Origin of the sequence: Brevibacterium senegalense, from assembly GCF_000285835.1 — a bacterium.
Lineage (GTDB): Bacteria > Actinomycetota > Actinomycetes > Actinomycetales > Brevibacteriaceae > Brevibacterium > Brevibacterium senegalense.
The window spans coordinates 575207-587264 of record NZ_HE978600.1; the positions used below are offsets into that span (position 1 = coordinate 575207).

The 12058-nt window shown below is 69.7% G+C and carries 12 protein-coding genes; all 12 read right to left on the bottom strand.

Annotated elements, in window-relative coordinates; all coding sequences use genetic code 11:
* Positions 1-9: 9 nt before the first annotated feature.
* The 12 genes from HGBR_RS02750 to rho all read right to left on the bottom strand — a co-directional run bounded on the left by HGBR_RS02750 (position 10) and on the right by rho (position 12000).
* The gene (locus tag HGBR_RS02750) at positions 10-939 is read right to left on the bottom strand and encodes a F0F1 ATP synthase subunit gamma (RefSeq protein ID WP_019157795.1); all 930 of its coding nucleotides are present in this window, start codon (positions 937-939) and stop codon (positions 10-12) included.
* Between the two features lie 40 nt (positions 940-979).
* Entirely contained in the window at positions 980-2614 is a 1635-nt protein-coding gene (gene atpA, locus HGBR_RS02755) for a F0F1 ATP synthase subunit alpha (RefSeq protein ID WP_019157796.1), read from the bottom strand.
* Between the two features lie 81 nt (positions 2615-2695).
* Complete coding sequence (locus HGBR_RS02760) at positions 2696-3505, bottom strand: F0F1 ATP synthase subunit delta (protein ID WP_019157797.1); 810 nt, start codon at positions 3503-3505, stop codon at positions 2696-2698.
* Complete coding sequence (locus tag HGBR_RS02765) at positions 3505-4071, bottom strand: F0F1 ATP synthase subunit B (protein ID WP_019157798.1); 567 nt, start codon at positions 4069-4071, stop codon at positions 3505-3507. Before HGBR_RS02765 ends, HGBR_RS02760 begins: the two co-directional genes overlap by 1 nt.
* Positions 4072-4089: 18 nt before the next feature.
* Positions 4090-4326 carry an ATP synthase F0 subunit C gene (locus HGBR_RS02770; RefSeq protein ID WP_019157799.1) on the bottom strand — a complete coding sequence of 79 codons (237 nt, stop codon included), beginning with the start codon at positions 4324-4326 and terminating at the stop codon, positions 4090-4092.
* A 77-nt stretch (positions 4327-4403) separates the two neighbouring features.
* Entirely contained in the window at positions 4404-5198 is a 795-nt protein-coding gene (gene atpB, locus HGBR_RS02775) for a F0F1 ATP synthase subunit A (RefSeq protein WP_019157800.1), read from the bottom strand.
* A 326-nt stretch (positions 5199-5524) separates the two neighbouring features.
* Complete coding sequence (locus HGBR_RS02780; RefSeq protein ID WP_019157801.1) at positions 5525-5977, bottom strand: Cg1360 family ATP-synthase-associated protein; 453 nt, start codon at positions 5975-5977, stop codon at positions 5525-5527.
* Positions 5974-7080, bottom strand: coding sequence for an MraY family glycosyltransferase (locus HGBR_RS02785; protein ID WP_019157802.1), 1107 nt, complete (start codon positions 7078-7080; stop codon positions 5974-5976). The genes HGBR_RS02780 and HGBR_RS02785 overlap by 4 nt, the downstream gene beginning before the upstream one ends.
* A 3-nt stretch (positions 7081-7083) precedes the next feature.
* Positions 7084-7761, bottom strand: coding sequence for an L-threonylcarbamoyladenylate synthase (locus HGBR_RS02790; RefSeq protein ID WP_019157803.1), 678 nt, complete (start codon positions 7759-7761; stop codon positions 7084-7086).
* A gap of 21 nt (positions 7762-7782) precedes the next feature.
* Positions 7783-8760 carry a N5-glutamine methyltransferase family protein gene (locus HGBR_RS16160; protein WP_019157804.1) on the bottom strand — a complete coding sequence of 326 codons (978 nt, stop codon included), beginning with the start codon at positions 8758-8760 and terminating at the stop codon, positions 7783-7785.
* The gene (gene prfA, locus HGBR_RS02800; RefSeq protein ID WP_019157805.1) at positions 8757-9872 is read right to left on the bottom strand and encodes a peptide chain release factor 1; all 1116 of its coding nucleotides are present in this window, start codon (positions 9870-9872) and stop codon (positions 8757-8759) included. The genes HGBR_RS16160 and prfA overlap by 4 nt, the downstream gene beginning before the upstream one ends.
* Positions 9873-9957: 85 nt before the next feature.
* The gene (rho, locus tag HGBR_RS02805; RefSeq protein ID WP_019157806.1) at positions 9958-12000 is read right to left on the bottom strand and encodes a transcription termination factor Rho; all 2043 of its coding nucleotides are present in this window, start codon (positions 11998-12000) and stop codon (positions 9958-9960) included.
* Positions 12001-12058 lie beyond the last annotated feature (58 nt).

Below are 12058 nucleotides of genomic sequence, written 5' to 3' on the forward strand. Positions count from 1 at the left end.
GTGCGAGGCTCAGTCGCTGGCGCCGGAGGCCGCAAGAGCGTCGACACCGCCGACGATCTCGGAGATCTCCTGGGTGATTTCCGCCTGTCGGGCCGTGTTGGCCAGGCGGGTGTACGTCTTGATGAGGTCGTCGGCGTTGTCCGTCGCGGTCTTCATCGCCTGCTGACGCGCAGCCTGCTCGGCCGCAGCGGCACTCAGGAGAGCCGACTGGATACGAGCGTCGATGTAGCGGGGCAGCAGTGCGTCGAGCACCTCTTCCGCGCTGGGCTCGAACTCGTACAGCGGGAAGACCGTGTCCGGCTGCGATGCGGCGCGCTCCTGCGCGGCCGCCCCGTCCTCCTCCACGACCTCGAGCGGGATCAGCCGGCGGTACTCCGGCTGACGATCGACGGCGGAGCGGTAGACGGTCGACACCAGGTAGATCTCATCGATCCCGCCCTGTGCCGCGGGCAGCTCGAAAGCCTCCAGCAGCGTCTCGCCGATCTTCCGCGCATCCGCACCGGAGGGAGCTTCGGAGAACCCGGTCCACGCCTGCGCGATCTCACGCTCGCGGAACGTGTAGTAGGTCTCCGCTTTGCGCCCCACTGTGTAGAGGGCGACCTGCTTGCCCTCCTCCGTCAGGTGGGCGATGAGCTCCTCCGCCTCACGGATGACGTTGGCCGAATAGGCGCCTGCGAAGCCCCGGTCCGGGCCGATGACGACGACCGCTGCGCGGTCGATCGTCTCCGGCTCGGTGGTCAGCGTGTGCTCGACGTTCGACTGCGTCGCCACCACGGAGACGGCTCGCGTGATCTCACGCGCGTACGGGCTGGCCGATTGCGCGCGGGCGACCGCCTTCTGGATGCGGGAGGCGGCGATGAGCTCCATGGCCTTGAAGATCTTCCGGAGCGAGCTCGTGGAGTTGATCTTGGCCTTATAGACCCGCTGCTGTGCTCCCATCAGCACTTCCTTTCAGTCGTGGCGTGCACGTCGAACGACCTCAGCGCTTCTGCTTGACGATCTGCTCCTGCTCAATCTCCGAGGCATCCGCGGCAGCGGAGGACTCGGAGCCGGCGGAGACACCGTCACCGGACACCTGGAACTCCTTCTTGAAGTCGTTCACAGCCGTCGCGAGAGCATCCTTCAGATCGCCGCTGAGCTTGTCCTTCAGCTCCGCGATCTGCTGGAACAGGTCCGTCTTGCGCTCGAGGTAGGAGTGGAACTCCGCTTCGAAGCGCAGCACGTCGGCCACGGGGATCTCGTCGAGGTGGCCCTCGGAGCCCATCCAGACGGAGACCGTCTGACGCTCGGACGGCATGGGCTCGAACTGTCCCTGCTTGAGCAGCTCCATGAGGCGCGCACCGCGGTCCAGCTGGCGACGGGTCGCCGGGTCCAGGTCGGACGCGAACATCGCGAACGCCTCGAGCGATCGGTACTGCGCCAGCGAGATCTTCAGCGTGCCGGACACGCCGCGCAGCGGCTTGCGCTGGGCGGAACCGCCCACGCGCGACACGGACACACCCACATCCACGGCCGGACGCTGGTTCGAGTTGAACAGGTCCGACTGGAGGAAGATCTGGCCGTCGGTGATGGAGATGACGTTCGTGGGGATGAACGCGCCCACATCGTTCGCCTTGGTCTCGATGATCGGCAGACCCGTCATCGAACCGCCGCCCAGCTCGTCCGACAGCTTCGCGCAGCGCTCCAGCAGACGGGAATGGAGGTAGAAGACGTCGCCGGGGTACGCCTCACGGCCCGGCGGACGACGCAGCAGCAGCGAAATGGCGCGGTACGCCTCGGCCTGCTTGGACAGATCGTCGAAGACGATGAGGACGTGCTTGCCCTCGTACATCCAGTGCTGTCCGATCGCGGAACCCGCGTAGGGGGCCAGGTACTTGAAGCCGGCGGGGTCGGACGCGGGCGAGGCCACGATCGTCGTGTACTCGAGCGCGCCGTTCTCCTCCAGCGAGCGGCGGACCGACGCGATGGTCGAGCCCTTCTGACCGCAGGCCACGTAGATGCAACGCACCTGCTTGGAGGGGTCGCCGCTCTCCCAGTTGGCCTTCTGGTTGATGATCGTGTCGAGCGCCAGAGCCGTCTTGCCGGTCTTGCGGTCGCCGATGATGAGCTGGCGCTGGCCGCGGCCCACCGGGACCATCGCATCGATGGCCTTGAGCCCGGTCTCCATGGGCTCCTTGACCTCCTTGCGGTCCATGACGCCCGCGGCCTGGAGCTCCATCTCGCGACGACCCGTGGTGGCGATCTCGCCCAGTCCGTCGACGGGCTCGCCCAGCGGGTTCACGACGCGGCCCAGGTAGCCGTCGCCCACGGGCACGGACAGGACCTCACCGGTGCGGAAGACCTGCTGGCCCTCGGCGATGCCGGAGAACTCACCCAGGACGACGGCGCCGATCGTGCGCTCGTCGAGGTTCTGCGCCAGGCCCAGCGTGCCGTCCTCGAAACGGAGCAGCTCGTTGGCCATCGTGCTGGGCAGACCGGACACCGTGGCGATGCCGTCTCCCGCGGTCACGACGGTGCCGACCTCGGTCTTGTCTCCCGACTGGGGTGAGTACGACTCGACGAACTTCCCCAGTGCGTCCCGGATCTCATCCGGGCTGATTGTCAGTTCCGCCATCTGGTTTCCCTGCTTCCTTGCTTGTCGTGAGGCTGCGTGCGCGTCGCAGCGGTTGTTCGTGGCACCCTGTCCCGGGTGCGATCAGCTGGTGAGTCGACGGCGGACGTCCGACAGGCGATCAGCGATCGTGCCGCTCATCACCTCGTCGCCGACCTGCACCCGAACACCGCCGACGACGTCGGGGTCGACCTGGACGTGGAGCACGAGCTCCCTGCCGTACGACCGGGACAGTGACTGGGTGAGACGTTCCTGCTGCTGCGGGGTCAGCGGACGGGCGACGACGACCTCGGCCACGGAGCGGCGCTGGCGCGCGGCCAGGACCTCTCCGTAGTTGTCGAGCGCCTCTGTCACGCGGATCCCGCGGGGGTGTGCCGCAGCCTGCTGAGCGAGGAGCAGAGTCTCCTGCGCAGCGGTCGAGCCGAGCAGATCCCGCACCAGCGCGCGCTTGGCGTCCGCGGGGCCGTCCGACCCCAGGGCCCAGCCCAGCTCGTGGTGGGTCTCGATGGTCCGCGCGAAGCGGAACAGCTCCTCCTCCACGCGCCCCAGGCGGCTCTGCGCCTGGGCCGAGGCGGCCACGGCGGTGACGCCCGCGACCTCGAGGGCCGTGACGAAGTCCTGCGTGCGCGCCCAGTGGTGACCGGCGGCGGAGCGGGCGATCTCCACGGAGACGCCGTTGATCCGGGTGCCGAAGAGACGATCGAGGACCGCACCCTTCGCCGTCGGATCGACGGCCGCGTCCGCGAGCGTCTTCCGCAGCGACACGTCGTCCGCCAGCACGCCGACGATGGACAGCAGGCCTTCGCCCACCGCCTCATCGACGGACGTGCCGGCGACGGCGCGGTCCACGTGCGCGAGCACCTGCTGGAGGGACATCCTGCTCGACTGGAGCATCAGAACTCCTTGGTGGCGGAGGCCGTGGCGGCGGGCGCCTGGGCCTCGAGATCGGCGATGAAGCGGTCGACGACGTTCGCCGAACGGGTGTCGTCGGTCAGCGACTCACCCACGATGCGCGAGGCGAGGTCGGTCGCGAGACCGCCCACCTCCGATCGCAGCGAGACCATCGCGGACTGGCGCTCGGCCTCGATCTGCGCCTTGGCCTGCGCGAGGATCCGCTCGGATTCCTCCGTGGCCTGCTGCTTCATCGAGGCGATGATCTGCGCGCCCTCCTCCTGGGCCTCAGCCCGGAGCCTGGCGGCTTCTGCACGTCCGTCCGCGAGCTGCTTCTGGTACTCGGCGAGGGCGGCGTCCGCCTCCGCCTGGACCTTCTCCGCCTTCTCGATACCGCCCTGGATGGCGCTGGAGCGCTCGTCCAGGACCGTGCGGAACTTCGGAAGGAGCACCTTCCAGAAGACCAGGAAGATGAGAGCGAAGCAGACTGCCGACCAGACGATGTCGTAGACAGCGGGGATGAGCGGGTGTCCGCCCGGCTCCGCTGCGAGAACTGTCATCGAGGTCATGTGAGGGCTCGCTCCCTATCAGGCTGCGGGGAAGATGAAGCCGGCGGCGATGCCCAGGAAGGCCAGGAGCTCGACGAAGGCGATACCGAGGAACATGGTGGTGCGCAGCTGGCCCGCGACCTCGGGCTGACGCGCCATGCCCTCAACGGTCTTGCCGACGAGGATGCCGATGCCGATACCCGGGCCGATGGCCGAGAGGCCGTAGCCGACGGTCTGCAGGTTGCCGGTCACTTCGGCGAGGATGGTGGTGTCCACGTGGGTATTCCCTTTCGGTTGAGGGCCGGCCGGTCAGCTGGCCCCTGTCTTGCGGATGACAGATTGTGGTCCGGGACTCAGTGGTCCTGGGCGACGCTCAGCTGGATGTAGGCGGCGGTCAGCAGAGCGAAGACGTAGGCCTGCAGCACGGCGACGAGGATCTCGAAGAGCGTGAAGGCGAGGCCGCCGACGAGGGTGAGGGCGCCGAAGCCCGCCAGGGCGCCGCCCGCCTCGAAGAAGAAGAACTGCGTGGCCGCGAAGCAGAGGACCAGCAGGAGGTGACCCACCAGCATGTTGAACGTGAGTCGCAGCGTGAGGCTGACGGGACGCGCGATGAACGTCGACACGATCTCGATGGGGGTCACGAGGATGTACATGGGCTTGGGCACGCCGGCCGGGAAGAGCTCGCCCTTGAGGTACGCGAACCCGCCCTTCGCCTGGATGCCCGCCGCGATCATGACGACGTAGACCACCAGCGACAGCACCAGGGGCATGCCGATGAGCGCGTTCGAGGAGATGTTGAGGAACGGGATGATGCCCGTGATGTTGAGGGCGAAGACGCCGAAGAAGATCGAGGCGATGAGCGGGAAGAAGCGATCGCCGTCCTTGCGACCCAGCATCCCGTACGCGATGTCCTTCCGGACGAAGTCGAACGCCAGCTCGACGACCGACTGGATCCGGCCCGGGACGACCGTCGCCTTCCGCAGCGCCAGCCACAGGAGCAGGAGCAGCACGAGCGTCGCGAGAATGCGGACCAGGATGATCCGGTTGACGTCGAACCCGGTCCCCTCGAACAGGAAGACCTGGGGGAAGAACTCCTCGAGACCGGGAGCGTGGAAGCCCCCTCCCTCTCCAGCTGCGAGCAGCGACACCGTAGACAGGGCGTTGGTGAACAGGGCGGACTCCTGACGGCTATGCGATCCCCGCTGCTGCGGCGACCGGCGACGGCACTGAGATCGGGCGTGGTCGTCGGACTCGTGTCCGATCTGGATCTCGCGATGGTCTGGTGCGGGGTCTGGGGGTCCGAGTGCGCCGGCCGCTGCCGACGCCTCCGTTCAGTCTGCTGACCGAGTATTCCCAGCGTATCCCCCCGGTACTCTACCAAGCGTAGAGAATGCGACAAAACCGCTCACCGCACGGGTTCGCACCCTGACTGTGGTGTTGCTCTCACCCGGGCCCTCCGGAGGCCGCCGGGGGTTCAGGGACGACGCTCGTCGGGTTCGTCCACCAGCGGCAGCCGGGACCGCTGGACGATGACGACGTCCGCGATGAGCGAGGCGATCGCGGCGACGGCCAGGGTGAGGAAGAGCGTCCAGGGGTCGTAGAAGTCCCGGCCGCGCAGTGCGATGCCCACCCCCATGAACCCCACGATCTTGACGAGGAAGCCGCCCAGGACCCCGGCCGCCATCGTGGCGGGGCTGGAGTGCGCGGTGAAGTACATGACGACGGCGGTGATCGCGAAGAAGACGAAGGCCGTGACGGAGCCGATGAGCGCGCCCCACACGCCGGGCAGACCGGCGACCAGTCCGCCGACGAAGCTGGCGATCGTGCCGATGACGATCGCGATGAGGGCGCCGGCGATGATCGTCCACTTCATGATCGAGCGGACGCTGCCGGCGCGGCCGATGCCGGATACGGAGGACGGGGTCATGGGGTCTCCTTGCGGGCCAGGCGTCGGCCCAGCGGGTAGAAGGTCAGGACGAGCGTCACGAGGACGAGTCCCGCGAGCACCGGCAGCAGGCGGGCCGCCGGGAAGAGCAGGAACGAGACGGACCCGAACGCGAAGATCGCGGTCCACAGGTAGAGGAGCAGCACGGCGCGCGCGTGCGAGTGCCCCAGCCGCAGCATGCGGTGGTGCAGGTGCTTCGCATCCGCGGAGAACGGCGACTTGCCGGCCATCATCCGCCGCACGACCGCCAGGCCCAGGTCCAGCAGGGGCAGAGCCATGACCGCGATCGGCAGGATGATGGGCAGGAACGCGGCGAACGCGCGCTCGTCCGCCAGCAGCGCCGGGTCGACCTGACCGGTCACCCGGATCGTCGAGGCCGCCAGCAGCAGGCCGATGAGCATCGAGCCGGAGTCCCCCATGAAGATGCGGGACGGGTTGAAGTTGTGCGGCAGGAAGCCCACGCACGCACCCACGAGCACCGCGATGATGAGCGAGGCGAGGTTCGCGTAGCTGTCCGGGGTCGCATCGACCGCCAGGCTGTAGCTGTAGGCGAAGAACGCGGCCCCGCCGATCGAGACGACCCCTGCGGCGAGGCCGTCCAGACCGTCGACGAAGTTGACGGCGTTGATCGTCACGAGCACGACGAGGACCGTGAGGATGAGCGACATGCGGGGTGAGCCGATGATGACCCCGCCCAGCGGGATGGACAGGAGGCTCACCCCGTTGAGCGCCATGAACCCGGCCGCCAGGGTCTGGCCCGCGAGCTTCGTCGTCCAGTGGAGGTCCCAGATGTCGTCGATGACCCCCAGCACGCACAGCATCGTCGCCGCACCGGCGATGCCGATGATGGGCCCGGGCTCGTCGAACACCCGGTCGAGGAACGGCGTCTGCGACGCGATCGCCAGCGCCCCCATGATCCCCGCGAACATCGCGACGCCGCCCAGGCGGGGCGTGGGCACGGAGTGGACATCGCGCTCGCGCAGCGGCGAGAAGATGAGTCCGCGCTCCGCCACCCGTCGCACCATCGGGGTGACGAGGTACGCGATCACCGCCGCGACGAGGAGGATGAAGAGGTAGGCGCGCACGGGTCAGTCGTCCTGCGACCCGCCGTCCGCGGGGTCGTCCGGACCCACAAGCTCCGGCAGCTCCTCGCGCAGGCGGTCGAGTCCCAGCGGCCCCTCCCGGAGGATGCGCGGCGGCTGCGACGTCATGTCGACGATCGTCGAGGACCCCTGCCCGGTGCGCGGGCCACCGTCCAGGTAGATCGCCACGGAGTCGCCCAGCATCTCCCGTGCCTGCTCCGCTGTCGTGGCGGCCGGCGCCCCGTGCGTGTTCGCGCTCGAGACGGCGAGCGGACCCGTCTCCGCCAGCAGCGCCAGCGTGTCCGGATCGTCCGGCATGCGCAGCGCGACGGTGCCATGGGTGTCCCCCAGGTCCCAGTCGAGCATGGGCTGCGCCTCGCAGATGAGCGTGAGAGGGCCAGGCCAGAACGCCCCCACGAGCGCCATGACGCGCTGATCGACGTTCGCGGCCAGGGCCAGGAGGGTGTCGCGACTGTGGACGAGCACGGGCGGCGGCATGTCCCGGCCCCGGCCCTTCGCTGCCAGCAGCGCGTTCACCGCGCTGGGGCTGAAGGCGTCCGCGCCGATCCCGTACACCGTGTCCGTCGGCACGACGAGGAGTCCACCGTCCCGGATCACCCGGCCGGCCTCCGCGAGCACCAGCTCGCGCACCTGCTCATTCCGGATGTCGAAGGTCCGTGCCATGCGTGGGCGACTCTCTTCCGCTCAGTGGTGGGGCCGCAGCACAGCCACGGTGAAACGATCTCGTCCAGTGTAGTCCGCGCGGGTGGTCACTCCCGTGAACCCGGCGCCGGTGCACGCCTCGCGCAGAGCCGCGCCCTGCGTGTCCGCGTGCTCGAGGACCAGCAGTCCGCCGGGGATCAGCACCCGTGCCGCGCTCGCGATGACGAGCCGCGGGATCCGGGTCCCGTCGTCTCCCCCGCCCCACAGGGCGGCGGCCGGGTCGTGGACCACGGCCTCGGGAGCGGTGGTGGTGCCGTCGTCGACGACGTAGGGCGGGTTGCTCACGACCGCGTCGACCGCACCGTCCAGGTGGGTGCGGACGAGTGCGTCGACCGCGTCCGGATCCGTCGCGTCGCCCACCACCGCGGTGAACCGCGAGCCGACTTCCTCCAGGAGCTCCCGGTGCGCCGTCGCGCTGCGGTGCGTCCACGCGAGCGCGTCCGGTTCCCGTTCGATCCCCAGCGCCGAGGTCCCGGCCGCCTCCGCGGCGACCGCCAGTCCCAGCGCCCCCGTGCCGGTGCACAGGTCCAGCACCCGCGCGCCCCCCGCGGGGCGCACGCGGGCGAGGTGGTGGAGCACAGGGTCGACGAGCAGCTCCGTCTCCGGTCGCGGGACGAAGACCCCGGGACCCACGGGCAGCGTGAGGGTGCGGAAGTGGGCGCGACCGGTCAGGTGCTGCAGGGGCGTGCGGGTCGCGCGATGCTCCAGCAGGTCGCGGTACGCCGTGGCGACGTCGGCCGACACAGGATCGCCCAGCAGGCGGGCCCGGCTCACCTCGTGGTCCTCCCACCCCCACGCGTGGGCGAGCAGTGCACGGGCGTCCGCGGGAGGGGAGTCGACGCCGGCGGCATGCAGGAGGCGCTCCCCCTCGCGCAGCAGCGCATCCGTCGACGGCTGCGTCGCAGGATCGTGCGTCGCCTGCGCGGGTCCGTCCGGGACTCCGCCGGGGACGGTCGTCATCCGATGTCCTCGAGGCGCTCCGCGCGCTGAGCGGCGCGCAGCGATTCGACGACCTCGTCCAGCCGCCCGTCCAGCACCTGGTCGAGGTTGTGTGCCTTGTACCCGGTGCGGTGGTCGGTCACCCGGTTCTCCGGGAAGTTGTAGGTCCGCACGCGCTCCGAGCGGTCGACGGTGCGCACCTGCGACCGACGCTGCTCCGACTGCGCGGCGGCTGCCTCCTCCGCGCGGGCGGCCAGGATGCGGGCGCGCAGCATGCGCAGGGCCGCCTCCTTGTTCTGCAGCTGCGACTTCTCGTTCTGGCAGCTGGCGGTGATCCCCGTGGGCAGGTGCGTGATGCGGACGGCGGAGTCCGTTGTGTTGACCGACTGGCCGCCGGGGCCCGAGGAGCGGTAGACGTCGATCCGCAGGTCCCCGTCCGGCAGGTCGACCTCGTCCGGCGCGTCCGCCTCCGGGAAGACGAGGACACCGGCGGCGGAGGTGTGGATCCGACCCTGCGACTCCGTGACGGGGACGCGCTGGACCCTGTGCACCCCGCCCTCGAACTTCGTCCACCCGTACACGCCGTCCGCGGACGACTTGAGGGCCAGCGTGAGTTCGCGCACTCCGCCCAGATCCGTGTGGGCGGCGTCCAGGATCTCCGTCGTCCAGCCGCGGGAGGCGGCCCACCGCTCGTACATCCGGGCGAGGTCGCCGGCGAAGAGGGCTGACTCGTCGCCGCCCTCCCCCGCCCGGATCTCCAGGATCGCGTCGCGGCTGTCGTCCGGGTCCGAGGGGACGAGGAGGTCCCTCAGGTCGACGAGAAGGGCGCTCCGCTCCTCGCCCAGGGTCGCCTCGAGCTCGTCGGCCTCCTCCTGGAACGAGGCGTCGGCCTCCGCCATGTCGTGAGCGGCGTCCAGGTCGTCGGCGATCCGCTGCAGACGGGACCAGACCTGCGCGATGCGGTCGAGCTCCGCGTACCGACGCGTGAGGGTGCGCGCACGTCCCGGACTGCTGTGCACCTGGGGGTCCGCCAGCTCCTGCTCGACCTGTGCGTGCTCGTCCAGCAGGGAGCGCACGCTCGTGGCGAGTGCGTCCAGCTCCTGCGCCGCCGCATCCGACTGCTCCGAGGTCATCGTCCGCTCCTCAGTGGACGCGCACGAGCCGAGGACGGCGGGGTGTCCCCGCCGTCCTCGGCTCGTGCGTGCCGTGCACTGTCCGTCAGTGGTCGTCCGAGGCCGACTTGGGCAGCGGCGTCGTCTTCTGCACCTGGAGCAGGAACTCCGCGTTGGAGGCCGTCTCCTTCAGCTTGGACAGGAGGAGTTCGATCGCCTGCTGCTGCTCCAGCCCGGACAGGAGCCGGCGCAGCTGCCACATGACCTTGCGCTCCTCCGGCCGCATGAGGTTCTCCTCGCGGCGCGTGCCGGAGCCGTTGACGTCGACGGCCGGGAAGATCCGCTTGTCCGCCAGGTGGCGCGACAGGCGCAGCTCCATGTTGCCGGTGCCCTTGAACTCCTCGAAGATGACCTCGTCCATCTTCGAGCCGGTCTCGACGAGCGCGGTCGCGAGGATGGTGAGCGAGCCGCCGCCCTCGATGTTGCGTGCCGCACCGAAGAACTTCTTGGGCGGGTAGAGCGCGTTCGCGTCGACACCGCCGGACAGGATGCGTCCGGAGGCCGGCTGCGCGATGTTGTAGGCGCGGCCCAGTCGGGTGATGTTGTCGAGCAGCACGACGACGTCCTGGCCCATCTCCACGAGGCGCTTGGCGCGCTCGATCGCGAGCTCCGCGATCGTCGTGTGGTCGTCAGCCGGGCGGTCGAAGGTCGAGGCGATGACCTCGCCCTTGACGGCGCGCTGCATGTCCGTCACCTCTTCAGGACGCTCGTCGACCAGGACGACCATGAGGTGGACCTCGGGGTTGTTCTCCGTGATCGAGTTCGCGATCTGCTGCATGACGGTCGTCTTGCCGGCCTTGGGCGGGGCGACGATGAGGCCGCGCTGACCCTTGCCGATCGGGGAGACGAGATCGATGATGCGCGTCGTGAGGTTCTTCGCGGCCGACTCGAGGCGCAGGCGCTCCTGCGGGTAGAGCGGCGTGAGCTTGGAGAACTCGACGCGACGCTTCGCGTCCTCGACCGTCAGGCCGTTGACGGAGTCCAGGCGGACCAGCGCATCGAACTTCTCGCGGCGGTTCTGGCGGTCGCCCTCGCGAGCCTTGCGGATCGCGCCGGTGATCGCGTCGCCCTTGCGCAGGCCGTTCTTCTTGACGAGGCCCGCGGAGACGTAGACGTCGTTGGGACCGGACAGGTAGCCGGACGTGCGCAGGAACGCGTAGTTGTCGTGGACGTCCAGGATGCCGCCCACGGGGATGAGCACGTCGCCCGCCTGCACCTGGTCGTCCTCGCGTCCGCGCCTGCGGCGGTCGCGGCCGCGACCGCGGCCCGAACGCTCGTCCCCGCCACGGTTGTCGTTGCGGTTGTCGTTGCGATCGTTGCGATCGTTCCGGTTGCCGCGGTCGTTCTGCTGACCGCGGTCGCTCTGGCCGTCGCGGCCGCTGTTGTCGCGACCGCCGTTGCCGCGGCCGTTGTTGTCGCGGTCCTGGCGATCATTGCGGTCCTGGCGATCGTTGCGGTCGCCGCGGCCGCGACCGCGGCCGGAGCGACGCGAGTCGTCGCCGTCGGAGGAGTCCGAGGAGTCGGCAGGCGACGAGCCCTGCTCGTCGGCGGAGCCGTGCGAGCGGTCGCCACGACGACGGCGCGAGCGCGGGGCGCCCTCGTCGTCACCGGAGTCGTCGGACTTCTCCGACGCGGCGGGTGCGGCCTGCAGCAGCTCGGCGACCGCGGCCTCGGCTTCTGCCGTCCGGTCCGCATCCGAGGACCGACCGGCGGCCTTCTGCTCCGACGCGCTCCGCCCCGACTGCTGCTGGTCGGACGGCTGCTGGTCCGACTGCTGCTGAGCGGCGTTCGTGTGCTCCGCCGCGGAGGAGTCGTCCTGCACGCTGCGGTGGTTCGAGCCCCGACGCGGGGCCTGGGACTCATCCTGCGGGGCGGCTGCGGCCTGGGGCTCCGACGTCGGAGCCTGCGCGCCGCCGGTGCTCTGCGACGAGCCCTCGGCACTCTTGATGGCCTCGATGAGATCGCTCTTCCTCAGGCGGCGATAGCCCTTGATACCCAGTCCGGCAGCGATCTCCTGCAGCTGCGGCAGGCGGAGTGCGGTGAGACTTCCCGAACGTGCATGAGTGTCGTTCGCGGTGGTTTCAGTCACGAAGGTTTCCTTCTCCCTCGTTCGGCCGTGCGTGAAGGATGCGCGAGGTGCGCGGGAT